Below are 21,161 nucleotides of genomic sequence, written 5' to 3' on the forward strand. Positions count from 1 at the left end.
CCAGAAAGGAGGGGGAAAGAGGTAAGAAAAATTTGGGTAAAGAATTGGAGAATTTGTAAATTTGGCGAAGGAGTGATTTTTTGAAAAGGTTGTTCAAAAAAGTAGCGGCAATAACGTTAGCCGCTGCAATGACCGCGTCTATAGGGACGGTTGGAGCAATGGCACAAACGGCAGATCCCGTTTTAACAACGCTTTCTGTTGATGAGACTACCCACGGCACAGGTGCTTTTGAAGGCGCCTATGGTACGGATGGGTACATCCTGCCTGCCTATTACGGAGACAATTCCTCTGGCATGACCGCTTATGATGCACTCCCGGATTATGTGGACGAGATTACATACAGCTATGAAGCACGCCACGGCACATGGCTGAAATCCGGAGCGCCGGCAGAATCCATGCTTGCAGTTGGAGAAGACGAGCCTCGCTTGGGCTATGTGTTCGACGATGAATGCCTGACGGTGCATGTCGATGTCAATGACGACGTCATGCATACCATCAGTTTGTATGCTGCGGAAGCGCAGGGGCGTGAACAGAGCTATCAATTTTTTGATGCAGAAACCGGGCGCGCACTTTCAGACAAAGTGACGATTTCGGATTTTGCGAGTGGCACTTATGTATCCGGTGCGTTCAGCGGGGACATTGATATTGTGATTCAGAATGAAAACATTGTGACATTGGTCACCAATTCTGTCCTCAGCGGTATCTTCTTTGATACGAAAGTCTATGAGGATGAAGTAGTCCGCTGGATCAATGTCAGCGCACCCGACGGCCGCGATACCTTTGAAAAGAGCGAATTCCCAATCCAGATGACCGCAGAAGTTGCTCCCTCTTATGCGGCAAATAAAGAGGTTTCCTGGAAAGTAGAGCCTCTGGAAGTGCTCGGCGATGGAGCTGCCAGCATTACGGACGACGGCCTGTTGACCATTGAAGATCCGGGCGTGTATGTGATCACCGCAGAAGCCCAAGACGGCACGGGCGTGCAGGGCACCTGCACGGTCAGCATGACCCCCGAAGACGCCGAAGAGTGGACGGTGGACACGGAAACTGGCGGAAACTGGATCGGAACGTATGGTGCGGATGGGTATGTATTGAACGCTTGGGGCGCCAATACTTCGGACGTAGAAAACCTTCCGTATTATGTGGATTCCATCTCGTATGGCACGGAGGACCGCAGCGGCAGTTATCTTGCCAGGACCGGGACCGCGGAAGAATATCCCTATGGTTTGCCGAATCCGGATGACAGCACAGGGACCCGCAAGATTGCCTATCGTTTCGACGATAAGTGCTTGACGGTCAAAATCCGTGTGAACGACAACGATACCCACAAGGTGACGTTCTACGCCTTGTCGGAGAATGAGAATGGGAGAAATAACAGCTATCAGGTCTACAAGGCGGATACCAAAATCCCGCTTTCGAAAAAGGTAGCGATTACGGATCTGACAGAAGGTAAATATGTCACAGTCACCTTCTCGGGGTCCATCGACGTCGTTATAAATAATGAAAATTATTCGCCTTTGAGAACCAATGCGTTGGTAAATGGTATCTTCTTTGACACCGATTGGGGCGAGACGATCCCTGTCCGTCGCCTGAGCATTGCGCCGGCGGATGGCGAAACCGTTCGTCCGGAGACCGGAACAGTTCAAATGAACGCAACAATCTATCCGGTCACTGCAACGGATAAGACCCTTACCTGGTCTGTAGAGCCGGAAGGCACTGATGTGGCAGAGATCGACCAGAACGGCTTGCTTACCATCCACAAGAGCGGTAGCTTCAAGGTTTGCGCTGTGTCCAACAGCGACCCCAGTATCCGTGCAGAGGTCAGCTTTGCCAGCTTGGGCGATGTGGCTATCCCGGATAAGACGGAAATCTCCACATTTGGCGATAACTTCGCGATGATCCAGAACGATATGGTTCGCGTGATCTACAATTTGGAGAGCGGCCGGTATTCTGCCTATGATCAGGAAAGCGGCCTGCCCTATATCCTGAATGCATACACCCAGGTCAACGATGAGACGAGTATCGACGGCTACACCTTCCATATGGAAGAGGTTGCGGAAGAAGATACCATCAAGACCATGCGTTTGATCGGAACCAAAGAAGGCGAGAATGGCATTGTTCTCGACGTTACTTTGGAAGACCATTGCGGGGAAATTATCCTGACAGCCGGTATTGTCAATACAACCGGCGAAGGCGTCAAGCTGATGCAGATGTATCCACTGATTGCAAATTATGCGAACGGTGGCGCTGTGTTTGTTGGCCCGGACCCGGATGAGAACCATGTGGTCCTGACCGGTGAAGGAAACTGGACCGTCCCGACTTTGCAGGACGATGTCAACATTAGCTCGAGAAACAATACCTTGATCACCTACTTGGATAATCCAAATAAGGAGAGCTTTGTCCTCGGCGGATTGACCACGTATGAGTTCCAGAATACCATCAATACGGCGTATCATGCGGGAACAGCCCTGGACAACAACGGCCGCAAGGGCATTGATGCCAGCATCCGTATCTTTGACAACACCGGTAAGCTAGTCGATGATGTAAGCGGTGAGCAGGTCGATGGAGGCTGGCTCTACATGGGCGACCAAGCTATGGTAAACTTCACAGAAGAGAATCCTTACACGGTTATGGAAGCCTATGCGGATAAGCAGGCTGAGGCTATGCATGTTGACTTGATTGATTTTGACCCGTATTATTATGAATGCTTGTGGTATGTCAACTGGTTGACATCGGGCGCAAACAACGCAGACTTTGCCGTACAGGAGGTTAAAGACCTGTATGACCGTGGAATGGCAAACTATGCGATCCCAAACCTGCGTGTGGAACCCGATACCTATGAAAACCCGAACGAGCAGCTTTGGTGGGACGACGAGCATTGGTATGAGTTCGGCCATATGACGGACAATTATCCGACCATCAAAGACTGGAACAAGGCCATGAACGAGGCTGGCGGCGAAGGCGGCCTGTATATGCAGGCGTCCTATCGTTCCGATGACTACTGCGAGCAGTATCCGGGGCACATGCTGTATAACGATCCGGAAGAGGGACCTGACTACACCGATCCGGAGTTCATCGCTCATATGGAAGATGTTTATGCAAATATCAAAGAATCGGGCATCCGTTCCCTGTTCTTCGACTATGCAGGACAGTATCACGGCAAGAGCGGCGGCTATTTCCTGGATCGTACGGGCGGTTTTGAAGACCCGTATGCAACTGCTGTTTCCGCATACCGCAACATCTTCAAGCTTGCGAAAGACAATGTCGGGCCGGATATCCGCGTCACAGAAAACTCTTGGGAACACAGTGGCACCGACCTGGCCATCGGCCTGATTGATATCCAGCGTACCATCGGCGACAACAACTCCTTTACCCCGGAGATCACCCGCATGAGCTCCTACCAGTGGTATCGCCACAGAACTACGAAGCTCTTGTATCCGGATGTAAAAGTGTTTAGCGACACCGATATGGATCTCCGCCATGCAGAGATTACCGGCACAGCCTTCTTCTTTGGAAAGATGACGGTTGGCGAGAGTGTTACCCGTATGGATGACCAGAAGATCAGGGATATCGGCAAGTCCGTCCCGTTCCCGATCAACGGCATCACGGCACGTCCGGTGGGACTGTTCCAGTCGGGCGAAGATCTGCCAGAAGTATACGACTATAAGTTTGATTCCGAGTATGATGACCATATCGTCCTGTTCTGGAACCAGACCGACAAGGCCAAGACCATCAGCGCAGATTTGGATGAAGATACCGCGTTTGGCGGTCTGAACCTGGATCCCGATAAGGAATATGAGGTTTGGGACTTCTGGAACTGGGAGTATATTGGCAAATACAAGGGCAGCGACATCCTCTCGCAGAAGGTCCGTAAGAACGAGATGCGCACCATGGCCCTTCGCGAAGTACGCGAAGATCCATATGTGCTCTCCACGAACCGCCACCTCCTGCAGGGTGATTTCGACGTGAGCAACGTCAACTATGATGCAGCTTCCAAGACTATGACTGGTACGTCTGAGATCGTCGGCAATGATACCTATAAAGCGATTATCCCGCTGAACGATAACAAGCTGCTTGTTAAGGATTTCAGCATTGACAATGACGCAGTGACCACCAGCTATGTGCAGAGCCCGTTCGGCAATTATGTCGAATTGACCCTGGATGCAGCGGAAAACCAAACGGTTAACTGGACCTTGACCTTCGAAGAGGGCGAACTTGAGCCGGATACCGAAGCCCCGACGAATATCGCGGGCCTGCGTGCTTCTGCGGGCGACAATGGTATGGTGACATTGACCTGGACGCCCAGCACGGACAACAGCGGATTTGTGAAGTACAATGTCTATGCTTCCAACGAGGCGGACTTTGACTTGAACGACGATACCCTCTTGTTGACCACGAAGGAGACCTCCTTTACAGATGATGTTGCGCACGATGGCGATTACTATTATGTGGTAGAAGCAATTGATGCATCTGGAAATGCAAGCGAAGCGGAAAAAGTGCGCACCAATTCTGTGGTGGAAGAGATCGATGTGGGAATTTTGACTGCTACAGCAGGCAATGAAAACTCCACTAGCGAAGCTGCCTCCAAGGTCCTCGACGGCGACACAAGTAGCATATGGCATACCGATTGGGACGGCTCGGATAGAAGCGAGCAGTGGCTCAATATCCACTTCTCTACACCGACGGAAGTGAATGCGTATCGGTATCTACCGCGTTCCGGAGCAGGAAACGGCACGATCACCCAGTATGAGTTGCATGCAAGCACAGATAACGGCGCGACCTATGAGAAGATTGCAGAAGGAACGTGGGAAGCAGTCGACGGTTGGAAGGAAGTCACCTTCCCGAACATGACTGTAACCGACCTCAAACTGATGCCGGTTAACGCCCGTGGAAATTACTCTTCTGCGGCAGAAGTACGTGTATACAACCTGGTAGATATCTCTGAGATTGCAATGCGCGACGAATCGGTCGAACTCTCTGTGGGCGATACCTACACGGTTTGCGCAGATGTTTATCCGACTAACTACAACGATGCGGCGCTTATTTGGACGTCTTCGGATCCGGAGGTCGCTTCCGTGGACGAGAATGGCGTTGTGACAGCCTTGACCGAAGGCACAACGACGGTTACCGCACAAGTAAGCGGCACGGAGCTCCAGGCGAGCTGCGAGGTAACCGTTGGAACATCGGTGCCGGAAAATCACACGTTGACCGTCCTTTATACGAAGGATGCCAGCCTCACCGTGAACGGCGAACCGCAGCGTATTGCGGACCTGCTCGGCAAATATGAAGCGGATGTTTTGGGCGGCGAGGAACTCCAGCTTGCCTTTACCCCGGCTACGGATGGAAGAACCTTTGCAGAGGTTCTGGTGAACGGTGAAAAGGTTGACTTTGAGGCGGACAGCTTCACTTATGACCTCACGATGCCCAATGTAGATACAACGGTAGAGATTCAATTTACCACCGTTTACAAGGAAACGCTGGGCCAGATCATCGAGTATGCGAAGAGCGTCGAAGATCAGGTGGAAGAGGCGGTACCCGCTGTACAGGAAGCCTTTGCAAAGGCATTGGAAAATGCAGAGGCGGTCTATGCGGAGAAGACCTCCACGCAAGATGTGATTAATCAAGCTTGGTCCGATTTGCTCGATGTACTGCACCTGTTGGAATTCAAGCCGGGCGACACCTCCAGTTTGGAGAGCTTGGTGGAGCAATTGAAGGGCATTGGCTCGGACCCCTATACGGAGGATTCGTATCAGGCGCTGCAGGATGCGCTTGCAGAGGCAGAGGCCGTTCTGGCGGATGAGAATGCCATGGATGATAGCATCAAAGAGGCGTATGATGCGCTCCTCGAAGCAGCAGAAAACTTACAGTTTGTTGCAGACCTGAGCCAGCTGGAGATGCTGATGGCGAAGGCGGATGAAATCTTCGAGAATGCGGCATTCTATACGGACGACGGTTGGGACGCCCTCGAGGAAGCATATGAAGCGGCCCTTGCCGTCACGGAGGATTCCGAACAGAGCGCTGTTGACGAAGCGGCACAGGGCCTTGTAAAGGCAATTGCGGCGATGCGCTTGAAGGCGGATAAATCCCAGCTGCAGGCGGAAGTTGACCGCGCGAACCAGATCGACCTCTCCCTCTATACGAAGGCGAGCGTACGAGCCCTGGAAAAGGCATTGGATGAAGCCTATGCGATTTTGGAGAATGAGGATCTCAGCGAAGACGACCAGGCGGTTGTTGATGCGGGGACAAAGGCGGTTGTCGCAGCGATCGGCGGCCTTGTTGAAATCGACAAGGACAACGACGATCACGACAGCAGCAACAGCTCCAGCAGCAATAAGGGCAGCACGTCTGCAAACGTTGGCAACGCATACGGCGCGGCAGGTGTTGTGGCAGCAGGCCAGAACGTATCCGCAAGCGCGTATGTGGTTTCCGACACGACGGTAAACTTCACCTTGAAGAGAGGCAGCGCATACTGCTTCAAGATGACGGTCGTGAACGGCAATGCCATGACGCCGAGCTTCACCGTCGGCAACGGCAATGTGCTGAAAACCCAGTTTGTGGCGAAGGTTGGCAATGACTACTACTACAGAGTGTATGCCACCGGCACACCGGGCCAGAGCACGGGCGTTTACACCACCCTGCCGGGCAATGCTCCAGTGAAACACTGTGCAGTTACGATTGGCTAAATGCTTTCGTAGACGGACGCCATGCGTCCATTGCACTGTAACGATTGAATAATCGGAAATGACAAGATAAAAGGGAAGGATTCTTCCCGATAACGGTAAGGCTCCAAGCCTGGGTGTTCCCAGGGTTGGAGCCTTTTCCATATTCCATGCTTTTCTTTTTCAGATGGGATGCAGAACGATGGCTTCCTGTGTCTTTAGGCGTTTCCCCCCTTGCTTCTGTAGGGCTTTCCCTGTGGAGTGGAAAACAAACTCATCGCAGTTTGCTTTCTTAGAGAACGCCGTAGGCGTGTCCCGACCGGAGGTCCGCGAAAAGACGCTGTGCGTCCGTCCTATCAAGCACAGTGCAGTAACGGTTGGCTGATGAGGCCAAATAACAGGGAAAGGTTTTCCCGGTAAACAGAGAAGTCCCCGTCCTGGTTTTTTCCCGGGACGGGGCTTTTTATACGATCTGGGAAAGTTATAACGGGTTCTTGGGGTACGATTCAAGGGGCGCCGGGAGGGTCTGTTTGCCCTGCACTATTCATCATAGAACTAGCTTATAGAAAGGAGTCCCGATATGCCAGCATATCGGGACTCCTTTCTATAAGCTTTTCATCGGTGGAAGTTATGGTTCCAAGATATGTTTATATTGGATTTCCCGCAGCCACCCTTCAAGGTTATGTAACAAATTTTCATAGAGGGTATTGTCGCTGATATCGTCGATGTCGTCCAGCTTTAAAAAGGCTGCATTATCGGACCTGCGCCCATCGATCTCTTGAAGGCGTTCCAGAATCCCATATTCCTCCCCGTGAAGACCCACGAACTGCCAATAAATGGGGAAACGGGAGGTTTTGATCAGGATCTCTTCGATTTCCCAATCGGAGCTGAGCCTTCCATCTGTGAGAAACAGGACCATCACCGGCTTGCGGAGAGCGCCATAGATCATCATGATGTCGCGCATGGCTTCCGGTTCGTTGTTGTATTGGTAGTTGAGCATACTCATCCACCGTTCAAACCCGCCGGCCTCCGCAAAGGTATAATCCCGCACGTTATCCATGGTCACAGCGCCAAATTGGCGGCTCTTGGCCCCAAACGCCCATAGATCCATCGAACAGGGATCGGATAAGGTGGTTGCAAAGGCAAAAAATTTATCTACAACCCGCTGCATACGGCCGTTCCGATAGAGGTCAAACATGGAACCGGAGGCGTCGGCGCATGTGACGACTTGCACGGGCATTTCGGCCGCCTCCGGGTGGCTAGCCAAACATGCGAACATGTTCTTATACAGGCTGGTTAAATATTCGGTGTCCCCGCGGCATTGCCGGGCTAGATTGTCCATGCGGGCGCAGACATGGGTTGGGAGTGAGGAGACGATGTTCTGCACCAAAGACGGGCCTGCGGCCGGCCGGTTGGGGGACGGAACTGAGGCCCGCGGAAGCGGGGAAACGGGCGGACGATTGGAAACCGGCGGCGCGACGGGCGTTGGTTCCGCCACGGTACCGCCAAAATGTTCCACCAGCGCTTTCAGGCCGCCGTTAAAACCGCGTCCAACGGCGTTGAAACGCCAGTCGTCCCCTTTGCGATAGAGCTCACAGATCACAATCGCCCGTTCTGCCCGGAATTGGGAGCCGTCATAGGAATACCGCGCGGTTTCTTCCTGCCCTCGAAACAGACACACATGGCCCTTGGTCAGCTCCTGCATGGTGCGGGTCCCGTCGATGGAGGCGGTAAAAGACAGCTTGGCAATATGGGGCGGCAGTTGATCCAAGCGCAGATGGAAACGGACCGCGCCGGTGGCAGCTCCCCTGTGTAGGAGAATGCCGCCCTCCGGGGATTGCGTTTGGTTGTAAAAGATAAAGTAACGCTCATCCGAGAGCTTCCCGGCGTCATCCAATCCGAAACATCCGACGTCGATCTCTAAGGGAGCTTTGTGGTAGAACTCCAGTTCCAATTCCAGGCCGCCACAGAGCCTGCGGATGGATTCTTTTTGCCCGCGCAAAAAATCCAGCATGTAATTTACACCTCCCAGATCAGGTGTGCTTTTCTGGGAAAATCAGCTTGCGAAGCGTTCCAACCGGCAGAATAATCAAAGACAACAGAATGACAACGCCCCACTCCTGCAAGGTAAGCGGCGCTGTGCGAAGGATCGGCCCTCCGATAAAGGTCATCAGAACCTGTACGCCGGCAATGAGCGCCATAATATAGAGGAACATCTTGTTTTGTGTGATGTTGTCAAAAATATTGATCTTTTCGGTGCGCGCGTTAAAGCCGTTGAGCATTGCGCTGAGCACATAGAAGCAGAAGAACCCGGTCATAAAGTAGATGTCGTGGCCCTCGTAAATCATCTCACCGTCCTGACGGAAGAGGCTTCTAAAGAACGGATGCTGGAGGAAGACCAAGCTGGCGGTTGTCAAGTAGATGCCCATGACCAGCAGGGAAGACCACATGTTTTTGCTGATGATGGATTCGTCCCTGCGCTTTGGTTTTTCGTCCATATAGCGGTCCAGCGCGGGTTCACCGCCCAATGCAAGCGCGGCCAACGTATCCATGACGATGTTGACCCAGAGCATCTGCGTGACAGACAGGGGCGTCCCCATGCCGATGAACGGCCCGATGAAGGCAATCAGCACGGCGCTGATATTGATGGTCAGCTGGAAGACGATAAATTTCCGGATGTTGTTGTAGATGGTTCGGCCGTATAGGACCGTCTTGACGACGGAATTGAAATTGTCGTCGAGAATGGTGATGGCGGCCGCCTCCTTGGAGACCTCCGTGCCGGAACCCATGGCAAAGCCGACGTCCGCTTTTTTGAGCGCCGGGGCGTCGTTGACGCCGTCGCCCGTCATGCCGACCACGAGGTTCAGCTCCTGCGAAACGCGGACCAAACGGCTTTTATCCGTGGGAAGGGCACGCGCGACGACGCGCAGCCGCGGCAACAGCTTTTTCAGCTCGTCATCCGATAGGGCGGCCAAATCCTCGCTGGTGAGCGCCAAATCGTCCTCGGACTCGATGAGCTTGGCGTCCCGCGCGATGGCAGCTGCGGTTTCTTTTTTGTCTCCGGTGACCATGACCACTTGGATTCCAGCGCGTTTGGCGGTCTTGATGGCTTCCACCGCCTCGGGGCGGAGCTCATCGCGGATGCCGACCATTCCCACAAAGGTCATGTCCTGCAACAGGTGTTCGCCAATCCGGTTGTCGGAGGTAGCAAAGGCCAGCACACGCATAGCCTTTTCCGAAAGGGCGGCCATGCGCTGCTCGAGCATATTCCGCACCTCATCCGTGAGAGGATGGACCTGCAGGTCTTCGCCATAATAGGAGGTGCAATAGGCCAGGAGCTTTTCCGGCGCGCCCTTGATGATGGCGCGGTTGAGCCTCCCTTTCATCACGCTGGCGGAGTATTTGTTGGCGCTGTTGAACATCAACGTGTCCTCGCACTCCATCTTATAGCCCTCATAGGTCAATGTCCCTTCGACGCCGACAAACTCATGCAGGGCCCGCTCGGTGGCGTTGCCGCCGGTGACTTGCAGCTTCCCGTTGTTCACCAACGCAATCGCATTGGTATTGCCGCAGATGTTAATCAGCAGCAGTTCGCGCAAAGGATCGGGGATGCTGGCAAAACTCTGATAATCCTTTCCCTCCGGGGAGATAAAGTCCACCACCTGGAGCGCGCCCTTGGTGATGGTACCCGTCTTATCGGAAAAGAGGATGTTAAGGCTGCCAGCTGTCTCCGCACCGTCGATTTTTCGGATCAGGATGTTGTCTTTGAGCAGCTTTTTCATATTTAAGCCGGAAACAAGCGCGATCATCATGGGAAGGCCCTCCGGGACCGCCACCACGATGATGACCACAGCCAATGTGACCGAGGAAACCAGGTCGCGCAGGATCTGCATGATGTTCTCCATGGAGAAGTAGGTTGTGGCGCCGGGCAGCAGGGTGGGATTAAAGAAGATGCAGTTAATCATGAAGGCCACGGCGATCAATGTGCCGCCGATGTAACCAAATTTGGAGATGGTGTCGGCCACTTTCCCGAGTTTGACCTTCAACGGCGATTCGCGTTCGTCGTCCTCCTTGAGCTCTTGCGCCAGGCGGCCAAACTGGGATTTGTCGCCCACGCATTTTACCTGCATGACCGCCTCCCCACTGGTGACGACCGAACCGCGGTAGACTTTGTTCGGATCTAAGAAGTCGATCTTTTCCGGGTCATAGGTATAGCCCGGCTCCGCCGCGGTCTTTTTGGCCTCTTCGCTTTCGCCGTTGAGGCTGGCCTGGTTGACCTTGATATCGCCGTCGATGAGGATGCCGTCTGCGCACACTTTGTCGCCCGCTTGCAGCAGGACATAGTCGCCCGTGACGATGTCGTCGATCTTCAGATCGGTGACCTGGACAACGCCGTCGCGTTTGCGGAACACCTTGCAGAGGATCTTGGAATACTCGTCCTGTAGCTTTTGAAAGAGCTGGTTGTTGGAGTATTCGCTGTAGGTGGAGACCGTTGTGGCGAGGATGACGGCGATAGCGATGCCGACAGCTTCCAGCCAGTCGCCGACCCCGAGGATGGCGAAGACCACCGTGATGATCAACGCCACGGTGAGAATGCGGATCAAGGCGTCCCCGCGAAAGGTCTCCCACAGCTCATGCCAGAAGGAGGTCTGTTCCGGTGGGGTAAGCATGTTGCTTCCATATTTTTTTCGGCTTTCTTCCGCTTCCTGTTCGGTAAGCGCATTGATTTCATGATTTTTCAGCATAGTATCCTTCTCCTAAACCTGTTAAGATACGGGTTAAAACCTCTTCCGTACCGGCTTGTGCCGGGAGGGAAGAGTATTGAATGGGGAACCCCCAATCGGTTCCCTCGAGTTCACAGCCTTTTAAAGACCAAGCGGCGTCGCAGGCGCGAAGCATGGGTACGTCGAACCAGGAATCCCCAAAGCCCACAGCGGTGCCGCAGCCTTCCAATTCCCGGACGCGTTCGAGGACGGCCCCTTTATCGAGGGCCTGCGGATAGAGGTAGAGCTTTTTCCGTTGGCGGTAGAGCGCCCAGCCGGAGGCGGAAAGCTCCGCCGCCAAAGAGCTGCATGCCCGGTCGTCGAACGACTCATCCTCCACGAAAAAGACCGCGAGGTATTCATATTGCTTGGACAGGCACTGAATCCCCGGCAGTTGCTTCAGCACGATCCCTGCCCCGTCTGTCAAGTGCAGGGGAAGGGCGTGGACCGTGCGTTTCACATGGGCGGCCCATACAGAATCTTCCTTGCCGTCGCGATAAAGATATAAGCCATTTTGCAGGGACAGGTACCGACAGCTTCCGTCGGAGACAAAGACCACCCGATTGGCCTGTTCCAGCCCCCGCAGGGTGTTTACAAAGCAGACCGCCTGTTTTTGCAGCGTCCGCAGCGCAGAAAACCCGCCGGGGGTCATAAACCCGAACGGTTCCCCAAAGCGGTACTCCACAGGGATGACAGCGGCGTCACCCTCCAGGCGGCGCTGGGAAAATAAGAGGGTACGATCCAAATCAGCGGCAAAGATCATTCGGCGCCACCTCGTTTGTCGGCGATCAGGCCGCAGCAAAGATACGGCATTTCCGGATAGATGGTGATAGGGACATGGCGTTCCTTGGCTAACAAGGTGATGTGCGCCACATCCGGGTGGTTCGCCTCCCGCAGGAGCACCCGGTCTGGCACACGGCGCAGGAGCACGCGGGTGGTTTCGCCGATGCTGGGCTTGATCCGGTTAATATCATGGACGCCGAAGGCTTCCCCAATCCGCCGGACCGCCTGCATGCCGCTCCAATCGGGGGAACGGTCCGATGCAAGGAGGCGGGCAAACTGGGTTTCGATCTCCTTCCTACGCGGGGCAAACCACCGGCATACCCCATCCAAATAGCGGGCGGTCTGATCCTTTGCGGCAAATTCCCAGTAGACCCGCACGCCGTGGAAGTCATCCGGCCCGATCAGTGTTTTGTTGTGAACGGTACGGCTGATCAGCCCACAGATGGTGCTGTTGAGGCAGCAGGACGGGTTGATGAAATCCTCCCGTGTGGCGTAGAGGGAACACGAGTGGGCAGGGTCGGCCAGTACGGCAAGGGTGGGGCGCAGGGGAGTCCCGCTGTGCGCATGGAACTGCGCGCAGGATTCCTCCAATTGGTGGGTAATCATCCCTTTTCCCGTCCAACCGTCCACAAAAACGATCTCCTGGCCTGGGTGCCGCTGCAGAATGAGCCGGATGGCGTTTTCGTCAAAGCCCTTTCCACGGATGATGCTCACCCCATAATGGGGAAGATCGCGGCCCAATTCGCGGGCAGCGTACCGGCGCATCAAAACGCCGCAGGGGACGCCCGCACGCACCAGGGAGACCAGCACGGGACTGGGGTGCTCAGAGAGCACCAAACGGGTCAAAACACCGGTGTAGAGCGCTACCTCTGGGAGCTGCGTCTCCATCAGATGTTCAAAGACCTGTTCATAGGCTGGGCTGGGGACCTGTTCGATGGGGAGATCTTCGGAATAGTGGCGTCCCGCTTGGATGTCGCGTTCCCGGAGCGCCGTGTCCCGCTCTTCGACCTGCCCAGTTACATCCTTGAGCAAGAGGATCACATCGTCCGGATCGAAGCTGCCCAAGTGGGGAGGAAGGGAGGATGCGGTCCAGTTCATAGGGCGACCACCGTCACTTTCCCAATCCCTTTGCTTTTGAGGTAGGCGGCCAGTTGCCCGATTCCTGCCGGGCGCAGGGTCCCCTCCTCCACAAAGAGGGTAGCCTCCCGGTAGGCATGGTCCGGGACATTGTATAGATAGCCGACCGGACTGTAACAATCCGGCGGATCGAAACAGACGCCGGATACAATTGCGGAACCAGCCATGGGGAACACCGGGCTTTGCGTGGTAGAGTGGAACGCATGTCCCCCGCAAAATCCAGAGATGAGGGCCGGAGCGTAGATAAATTCCCCAGCGCCCAGATAGAGAGTTGACGTCTCTGATGGGGCCGGTCCCAGTTGAGTGGCAATGGAACGGCAGCGGGCGCGCTGGAGCGCCAGAGCGCTGGCGCTTTGCAAGGTCCGGTCTGAAAGGGCGTTGCCGGGCAGCGAGAGAAGCGCAGGGGCTTCCCCAGCGGCACCGCGGTAATCGGATAGGGACAGGGGAGGCAATTCCCCGGTCCGGACCTGGGCAATGTGGCCGCGTAAAAGGGAGAACACCCGGATCTCGATGCCAAGCTCCTGTTCGATGGCCCTGCGGTTGCTGCCTTCGCTGTTGTCCACCAGAACCATCAGCGTGAAACGGCGAATCCCGTAAACGGCATGGAGCTGGCGGATCAGGCGCAGCGCGGTGTTTCCCGTGGTGAGCTCGTCGTCCACCAGGACGACCTGCTGGCAAGCTGCCATAAACGGGTCATGCGGGTCCAAATACAACCGGTGGGTGCGGGCATGCGAGTGGGCTTCGTCAAAGGTGAGCGGGGAGGCGCCTGCACGGTCCACACGGGTTGTGCTGATGTAGGCCATCTCCCCGTCGAAGCAGTCCGCCACTGCCCGTGCGAGCCCGGTGGCGGTTTCCGCAAAACCCAGAAACAGCGCCCGGTCCTCCATTCCCAGCGAATAGCGCGAGTGCTCTAAGCGGTCCCAAACTTCGGGAAAAGGCGAAGCGGTGCTTCCTTTGAGGATACCGGCCCAGCCCTGTTCATCCTTCTGGTCGAGCCACGCCAGCGCCAGCAGCTTCCCTGCGGCGAGAAGCGCAGCCGGTTCAACCGGCAGATGCTTGCCCAGCACCTTGCTGACAAAGAGAAAGGCGCGCTGCGTATTTTGCCGTACAGCCAATCGAAAGAGGTCCTCCGGCAGCAGGCCAAAGCGGGTCTCGCTGATCTCCAATTCCAGTTCGAGTGCGGGTTCGAGAGAAAAAACCGCTTTGCTCATAGATAATCCCCCTCGTTGTAAACCGCTCGAAGCAGGCCCTTTGCGTCGGTGTTTTCCTGATAGACGCCGTATAGCTCCGCTTGCCGCAGCATTTTGTTTGCCCAAAGCGCATGGGGCTTCAGTTCATTCATCTTATTGTGCCGGATGCTGGGCATAACGCCCACACGTCCTGGATCCCCTCCCAAGATAGCGACTGCATCGTGGTACCGTTCATAGGGGACGGCATAGCTGGCCTGGACGGGGAGCAGCTGCGTGGGATGTACACAGGTTTTCCCGCAGATGCCGTTTTGCTGATCCAGGGCCACTTCCTGCATCAGGCCTTCCACTTCGCTCCAATTCTGCAATGCCCGCGCCCGCGCGATGGTGCTGTAATATTCCCACACGGGCCCGCTGATGGTATAGCGGTCCCCCAATCCAAACACACGGACGATATCCGCAATACAGGAGGCGACGGTGGCAACTTGATAGATCGGGGTATCGACATTTCGGCGGATGCCATAGAGGCCGCACAGATCCGTGGCACCGATTCGGATGTTTAAAATGCGGTCAAAAAAGGGTTCCGCAATGGATGCCAGCTCCCGAAGGAGACTAATGCGGTCATCGCAGAGCATCAGTTCCACCGATTCCAAGATCGGCATGATATAAAAGGGTTCTTTCGCTTCTTGGTTGATTGTTTCCACAATGGACAGGGCACGTTGGAGGCTTTCGCGGGTCGTTTTGGGAAGGATGACGCCCGTGAGGACAGGGCTGTTTTCTACAAAGAGCCTGGCCAGCCTTTCCAACATATCCACGTCTTTCACACGTACAAAGAGAAGCGGGAGCCTATCCCGGGATAGACTCCCGCCCAGCAATGCCCGCCTGATATCGGAAAGCTGTTTTTCCACATTGAGAACAGCTTCTTCCCGCTCCTGATCGCCCACAGCGTCCTCCAGGCAGATGGCCATAGAGGCAAGCCCCTGGACTTTCCCTGTCTGGAGAATTTGAGCGATCGTTGGATTCCCCCCAGGAATGTAGAGCAACCCTCCCACTGCGCTGCGTAGCATTTCCCGCTCGGTCGTTTTGTCAAACGGTGCAGGTTCACGGAAAAAAAGGCTTTTCCGGTCGCCGTGGGATAAATAGTTAAAATATCTCATGATTTGGAATCCTTGTCGTTTTGTAATCTGCGCGCACCGGCTGGAATCGATGCAAGGGGCGGTTTAGACGCTCAGACCGTATTGACGGCACAGGGCTTCCAACCCGCCGTTGAAGCCGGAGCCAACCGCAGAGAATTTCCATTCGCCGTTGTGGCGGTAGATCTCCGCAAAGACGATGGCTGTTTCCGTAGAATAATCCTCGCCCAGGTCGTACCGGAGCAACTCAACGCCCGTCTGCTTGTCCACCAGCCGGACAAAAGCGTTTGCTACCTGCCCAAAGTTCTGGCCGCGCGCCTGTGCTTCATAGATGGTCACTGTGACAACGATTTTCTCCACATAGCTGGGAACTTTTTCAAACTCAATGGTGACGGCTTCGTCGTCGCCCTCGCCTTCACCGGTGCGGTTATCGCCGGAATGGGTCACGCCGCCGGAGGAAAGGTTGTTGTAAAAGATGAAATCCGAATCATGGGCGCATTTCCCGGTGTTGTCCAACAGGAAAATCGAGGCGTCCAAGTCAAAATCCGCGCCGCTGTCATACTGTTTGATGTCCCACCCTAGGCCAACAAGCGCAATTTTGAGGTTCGGCGCTTCTTTGCTCAAGCTAATTTTTTGCCCTTTTGTGAGGTTGATCGGCATAAAAATTCCTCCTTTTCCATACGGTTTCGATCATTAGCAGTAACGGTTTACCAGATCGGCAATTCCGGGGTCATATCCGGGCTGGCCGATTGCATTAAACTTCCAGCCATCCCCGCGGCGATAGATTTCGCCTACAACCATGGATGTCTTTCCAGAGTAATCTTCCGTCAAATTGTAGCTGGCGATGGTTTCGCCGGCGCCCTTGTCCACAATGCGGATGTAAGCATTTTCAACCATGCCAAAGTGCTGTTTCCGCTGGACACAGTTGTAGATATTCACAACGAACACGATGCGGTCGATGTTCTGCGGGACACGGGTCAGATCCACCAGAATCTGCTCGGAGTCGTCCATGCCGCCCATTTTGCCGCCTACCAGGTTGTCGCCGCAGTGGTGGACGCAACCAGACGGATGATCCTTGTGGTTGAAGAAGATAACCTCTTCTTTTGTGGGGATCTTCCCATTGGCGTTCAGCATAATGACGGATGCATCAATGTCCACATCGGCTTTCTGCTTAAATAGCCCCATAAGACCGCCCTTTTGTTGGACCTCTTTCCAGCCTAAGCCGACCAAGATATTGGTAAGCTGGGAGCCGTCCTTCTTTTGCAGATCAATTTTTTGTCCTTTTTGTAGGGAAATCGCCATAGGATTTACACCTGCTTTCTTAAAGTATCATTGAACGAAAATCGATTAAACATTCAAACCAAAATTGCGGCACAGAGCCTCCAGGCCGCCCTGGAAACCGGAGCCGACCGCGGCGAACTTCCATTCCCCATTGTGGCGGTAGATCTCAGCGACTACAATTGCCGTTTCAATGGAATAATCCTCGCCAAGGTCATAGCGCAGCAGCTCTTCGTTCTTTGCGGTGTCAACAATGCGGATATAGGCGTTAGATACCTGGCCAAAATTTTGTCCACGTGCGTCGGCCTCGTGGATGGTGACCGTGAAAGAAATCTTCTGCACATTGGCAGGGACCTTGCTCAAAGTGATCTTTACGGATTCATCATCGCCTTCGCCTGCGCCGGTACGGTTGTCACCGGAATAGACCACGCTGCCAGCGGCATCCTGTGGGTTGTTATAGAAAATAAAATTGGATTCGGTTTCCACTTTTCCACTGTCGCCCGTCATGAACACGGATACATCCAGATCAAATTCATGGCCGCCGTCATATTTATTGGTGTCCCAGCCAAGCCCGGCCAGGATGGAATCCAGACCAGCGTTGCCCTTGGTCAGATCCACTTTTTGTCCTTTTGAAAGATTGATTGGCATTGTTTACACTCCTTTTCGATAGCACATATATCCTCAAATGTATGATCTCTCCGCATAACGGAGGGGAATCCATTTACACATGCACCCGGGCCTGGAAATCCTGCTTGAGGGCGTCCAGCTTAGCGGCATCCGCGATTCGCTTTGCGCTGGCATCTTCCTGGATGCGCCGGGTTTCTTCAATACCGTTTACAATGGTCTGCCAGGTCTTTTCCAGGGTTTCCACCTTGATGGAGCTGGAAGAGGCCAGCTGTGCCGTCAGCTTGGTCTGCTCCGCCGTATTCCGGGCATTTTTGAGCAGCATCTCGTTGGTGCGGTCGTCCAACGCCTGCATCGCCTGTGCCTGGATCTTCTGGCGCTTGAGCAGAACCGCCTGCGTCAACGCCTGTTTAAAGACGGGCAGGGTGATGATAAAAGCAGAATTGATCTTACGGATCAAATTCAAATTGCTGAACTGCATGGACTGAATCATGGGGATGGACTGCATCGCCACATTCTCCGCTATGCGGAGGTCCTGGACGCGCTGATCCAAAATAGTCCGCGCCTGTTGCATCGCATTGTAGTCCAATTGCAGCATGGCGTCGTCGGGATGGTTGCTAAGGTCATCCTGCATCTGCGTCAGATACGTATCCATTTCCTGCAACCCCTGTTCGCCGGCCAAAATATATTTGACAAGATCCTGATAAAACCCCACGTTGGCGTCGAAGATGGTTTGCAGCTTTTTGTTAGACTCCCCGATTTCCACCTCATATTTTTTGAGCTGGATATAGATCCGATCGACTTCCTCGCCCATCGTGTGGTATTTGGCCAAGATCTGTTCCAACTGCTTTTGAAGGTTATTAAACAGTTTGGAGAAGAAGCCTTTCTTTTCATCTGCGGCGATCTCTTCGATGTCGAACTTGTCCATAATGTTGCCAAGGGCATTGAGCATCTCGCCGGAGTCGTTGATCTGGCTCATATTGATGCTATTCAAAATGGTATCGGAACATTTTGCAATCTCGTTAGCCACTTCGCTGCCAAACGAGACAATCGTCTGCGGGTCGTCCACAACGATCTGGCTGACCAGGTCGTCTACTTCCTTGGACCCAACCAAGGTCTGGGTCATTTCCTTCCTCTGCAAGGCAACGTCATAGGGTTTCGGTTCCTCCACCGCCGGGGAGGAGGGCGATGCCTGGACGGTCTCCCCACGTCGGGGCGTGTACTGTAAGGCCATTGAACATCCTCCTTATTGTAATCGTTTATCAAGTGGAATTATCCATTGTGGTTGCTTCCGAACAGCCGTCCCAACCAGCCACCGGAGCTGGCGGCCCGTTTGGTCCGCAGATCGGGGATGGTAAGGTCAAATGCAAATTCTCCGACCACCAGCGTATCGAAGCTGTCCGGGTGCAGATATTTTTCAACATTCCGGTACCCTGTAGGGGTAAAGATGGCGATATCAAACCCAACGAGGTTCAAAAATGCCAAGAGAATACATTCTTCAAGGGTAAACACCTTTTCTGTCACATCGACCACCAGGAATTTCGGGATGCTTTTCGTAAAGTCGAAATTTTGCAGCAGCCGGAGAAGCTCCTTATCCAAGTTCATCAGAACCGACAACATAGAGGCCGCCACATCCGGCCCGCCGTTGACAATTAAGTCGTAGTCGATCAGCGCCTGTATCTTTTCGAGAATATAATCCTGGGTATCGTCCGGGAGGTAATCGTAGCGGTAGAACCGGGAGCTTTTCAAGGCATTTGGGTCTAAACGCCCGTCGTGGATAAACGACCGGGCCTGGGGCGTGCTGAAAGAGGGCCCGTTTACATGAAGGAAGGGGACCGTTGTGACAAGGTAGGTGTCCTCCGTCACCATTTCGCGGATGCGGTCCCAATACAGTTTTTGGTCGCCCTTGTCCACCCCGCTGATCTTGGAAAACAGGTTCGGTACATAGACAATTCCGTCCTCGGTCCGGAAGGAAGGGCGGTATTGCGCCTCCTCGCGCCAGAGCTGTCCTACTTCGTCGTAGGTGGTTTTCAAGGTCACCGGCTGGGAACGGGTAAATTGCCGGTCGCGGAACATCCCGGTATCGCTATACAAAAGCTGGTCGAGCTCCCGCGATGCATTATAGGCAGTAGTACTGGCGCGCACCCGCTCTTCGCGCTGGGGGAAGGGTTCCATGGGGAGATCCTGTTCATATACCGTTGTCTGCCAGTCATGCGGCAAAAAGTGCTTTTCAAAGGGTTCTTGTCCTAACAGCGCCGGAGAAAAATAGAGGACGTCCACGCCGGCGTGTGCCAATGCCCAGAGCAGGGAGATCTCCGCCTCTGTAGCCGGGCCATAATAGACCAGCGCAGGTTCATGTTCCGAGCGGTATTGCTCAAAGAAAAGCTCCACATACCGCTTCAGCCAGCAGGCAAGCCGCACGCCATAATTGAGAAACCGGACGGCGTCTTTTTCCGCATACTGTTCCATCACCAGGGAAAACGCACGCTGCGCCAGCAAAACAGGGACTTTTCCACAGGATGGGACGATTTTCTCCGCCAATGTGCGGATTAACAACGGGCGCGGCAAATGTTTATCCAAGGCCCGAAAGGGAGCCGCCTCGTTGTTCGTAGGGGCAGGGATCTTTCCTTCCATTAAAAGCCCTTTTTTGGGGGAGGCGTCCAGCGTCCGTTTCAGATGATAAAGCTGGTTACGGTATTCCGCCCGGTCGTTGCCCCCAAAGCAGGCGGAAAATAGAGAACAAAACTTTCCTGTTTCCCGCTGTGCGCAGGGCAGGAAAACAGCGTCCCAGAAGGAAGCGCCACCCATCCAACGGTTGACCAGCACCACTTCCTCGACACCCTGCCAAGGAGGAGGAACGAGGGAAGAAGCGTCCGGCTGTCGCGCTGGAACCGTAGGGGTGGGAACGACAGCCTTTGGAACCGATGCAGAGGCGCTTTTGCTGGTAGGCGGGACCGCGGGGGGCGTGCGGACCTCCCCGTAAATAGGATGCCCGTATGTGCCGCCTCTGGCAGCTTTTGTATAGGAATCCTCAGAGCAATAGTTTACATATACGACATCGCATCCGGAGCGGTAGAGCAGCTGGAGAAACAGCAGCTCATACCGGCCGATCTCTCCCTCATACAGGACCTTTGGGGGTGTATCTTGCCCAAGCCCCTTGAGAATTCCGCCGAGCGGCCCGCGGAGCCAACACATAAATTTGATATACGCATTCCTACAGATGTTGTCGTTCGCGCCCTGTCCCTTTAAAATATCCAAAATTTCTGTCATAGCGGCATCAAGCGTCGTCCGCTGGACGGGACGAAGCTGGCCCAGCCACACCGTCAAGTGACGGGCAACAAGGGCGGCCGTCAGGGTAAATTGCTCCCCGACCTCCCGAAAAAAACGCTGGATTTCCGGTTCTACGGGGTTTGCAAGGCCGTTTTGAAGGTAAGCGCCTCCGTCTCGCGCCAATGCACCTATTTTGTTTAAATCATTGAGGATTTTTCCCTGCTGGTCGTAGCCGATCACACGGAAGAACCTAGGGGAAGGGGGCGTCCGGCGGCTTAACGGCAGAAGACAATCCTCCAATTGAGAAGTATTGCCGGTCATAGATCCATG

Annotated in this window: 12 protein-coding genes; 1 reads left to right on the forward strand and 11 read right to left on the reverse strand. The window is 54.3% G+C overall.

Annotated features, from left to right (window positions below):
* Positions 1-158 precede the first annotated feature (158 nt).
* Complete coding sequence (locus B5F54_RS03610; RefSeq protein WP_172749537.1) at positions 159-6,680, forward strand: Ig-like domain-containing protein; 6,522 nt, start codon at positions 159-161, stop codon at positions 6,678-6,680.
* Positions 6,681-7,284: 604 nt separating this feature from the next.
* Here the strand turns inward: B5F54_RS03610 and B5F54_RS03615 are convergent.
* The 11 genes from B5F54_RS03615 to B5F54_RS03665 form a co-directional block, all read right to left on the reverse strand.
* On the reverse strand, positions 7,285-8,670 hold the full coding sequence (locus B5F54_RS03615) for a VWA domain-containing protein (protein WP_087230637.1): 1,386 nt from the start codon (positions 8,668-8,670) through the stop codon (positions 7,285-7,287).
* 19 nt (positions 8,671-8,689) lie between these two features.
* Positions 8,690-11,401: a calcium-translocating P-type ATPase, PMCA-type gene (locus B5F54_RS03620; RefSeq protein WP_087230640.1), complete on the reverse strand. Its 2,712-nt coding sequence runs from the start codon at positions 11,399-11,401 to the stop codon at positions 8,690-8,692.
* Positions 11,385-12,182 carry a hypothetical protein gene (locus B5F54_RS03625; protein ID WP_087230644.1) on the reverse strand — a complete coding sequence of 266 codons (798 nt, stop codon included), beginning with the start codon at positions 12,180-12,182 and terminating at the stop codon, positions 11,385-11,387. The genes B5F54_RS03620 and B5F54_RS03625 overlap by 17 nt, the downstream gene beginning before the upstream one ends.
* Positions 12,179-13,300, reverse strand: a complete 1,122-nt coding sequence (locus B5F54_RS03630; protein WP_087230647.1) for a cysteine protease StiP family protein — start codon at positions 13,298-13,300, stop codon at positions 12,179-12,181. Before B5F54_RS03630 ends, B5F54_RS03625 begins: the two co-directional genes overlap by 4 nt.
* Entirely contained in the window at positions 13,297-14,550 is a 1,254-nt protein-coding gene (locus tag B5F54_RS03635) for a phosphoribosyltransferase domain-containing protein (RefSeq protein WP_087230649.1), read from the reverse strand. The genes B5F54_RS03630 and B5F54_RS03635 overlap by 4 nt, the downstream gene beginning before the upstream one ends.
* Positions 14,547-15,683 (reverse strand): HpcH/HpaI aldolase/citrate lyase family protein, encoded by a 1,137-nt coding sequence (locus tag B5F54_RS03640; protein ID WP_087230652.1) that lies wholly within the window; start codon positions 15,681-15,683, stop codon positions 14,547-14,549. The genes B5F54_RS03635 and B5F54_RS03640 overlap by 4 nt, the downstream gene beginning before the upstream one ends.
* Positions 15,684-15,746: 63 nt before the next feature.
* Complete coding sequence (locus B5F54_RS03645; protein ID WP_087230655.1) at positions 15,747-16,319, reverse strand: TerD family protein; 573 nt, start codon at positions 16,317-16,319, stop codon at positions 15,747-15,749.
* 33 nt (positions 16,320-16,352) lie between these two features.
* Positions 16,353-16,961 carry a TerD family protein gene (locus B5F54_RS03650; protein ID WP_087230658.1) on the reverse strand — a complete coding sequence of 203 codons (609 nt, stop codon included), beginning with the start codon at positions 16,959-16,961 and terminating at the stop codon, positions 16,353-16,355.
* Positions 16,962-17,006: 45 nt separating this feature from the next.
* On the reverse strand, positions 17,007-17,585 hold the full coding sequence (locus B5F54_RS03655) for a TerD family protein (protein WP_087230661.1): 579 nt from the start codon (positions 17,583-17,585) through the stop codon (positions 17,007-17,009).
* Between the two features lie 73 nt (positions 17,586-17,658).
* Positions 17,659-18,795, reverse strand: coding sequence for a toxic anion resistance protein (locus B5F54_RS03660; RefSeq protein ID WP_087230663.1), 1,137 nt, complete (start codon positions 18,793-18,795; stop codon positions 17,659-17,661).
* 38 nt (positions 18,796-18,833) lie between these two features.
* Positions 18,834-21,152: a YceG family protein gene (locus B5F54_RS03665; protein WP_087230666.1), complete on the reverse strand. Its 2,319-nt coding sequence runs from the start codon at positions 21,150-21,152 to the stop codon at positions 18,834-18,836.
* Positions 21,153-21,161 lie beyond the last annotated feature (9 nt).

Origin of the sequence: Anaeromassilibacillus sp. An250, assembly GCF_002159845.1 — a bacterium.
In the GTDB taxonomy this organism is placed as follows: Bacteria; Bacillota; Clostridia; order Oscillospirales; family Acutalibacteraceae; genus Anaeromassilibacillus; species Anaeromassilibacillus stercoravium.

Bases quoted from the DNA above. Each gene is read 5' to 3' on its own strand.
- B5F54_RS03625 (WP_087230644.1), bottom strand. From the start codon at position 12,182: ATGATCTTTGCCGCTGATTTGGATCGTACCCTCTTATTTTCCCAGCGC.
- B5F54_RS03660 (WP_087230663.1), bottom strand. From the start codon at position 18,795: ATGGCCTTACAGTACACGCCCCGACGTGGGGAGACCGTCCAGGCATCG.
- B5F54_RS03645 (WP_087230655.1), bottom strand. From the start codon at position 16,319: ATGCCGATCAACCTCACAAAAGGGCAAAAAATTAGCTTGAGCAAAGAA.
- B5F54_RS03640 (WP_087230652.1), bottom strand. From the start codon at position 15,683: ATGAGATATTTTAACTATTTATCCCACGGCGACCGGAAAAGCCTTTTT.
- B5F54_RS03665 (WP_087230666.1), bottom strand. From the start codon at position 21,152: ATGACCGGCAATACTTCTCAATTGGAGGATTGTCTTCTGCCGTTAAGC.
- B5F54_RS03620 (WP_087230640.1), bottom strand. From the start codon at position 11,401: ATGCTGAAAAATCATGAAATCAATGCGCTTACCGAACAGGAAGCGGAA.
- B5F54_RS03655 (WP_087230661.1), bottom strand. From the start codon at position 17,585: ATGCCAATCAATCTTTCAAAAGGACAAAAAGTGGATCTGACCAAGGGC.
- B5F54_RS03635 (WP_087230649.1), bottom strand. From the start codon at position 14,550: ATGAGCAAAGCGGTTTTTTCTCTCGAACCCGCACTCGAACTGGAATTG.
- B5F54_RS03630 (WP_087230647.1), bottom strand. From the start codon at position 13,300: ATGAACTGGACCGCATCCTCCCTTCCTCCCCACTTGGGCAGCTTCGAT.
- B5F54_RS03610 (WP_172749537.1), top strand. From the start codon at position 159: ATGGCACAAACGGCAGATCCCGTTTTAACAACGCTTTCTGTTGATGAG.
- B5F54_RS03615 (WP_087230637.1), bottom strand. From the start codon at position 8,670: ATGCTGGATTTTTTGCGCGGGCAAAAAGAATCCATCCGCAGGCTCTGT.
- B5F54_RS03650 (WP_087230658.1), bottom strand. From the start codon at position 16,961: ATGGCGATTTCCCTACAAAAAGGACAAAAAATTGATCTGCAAAAGAAG.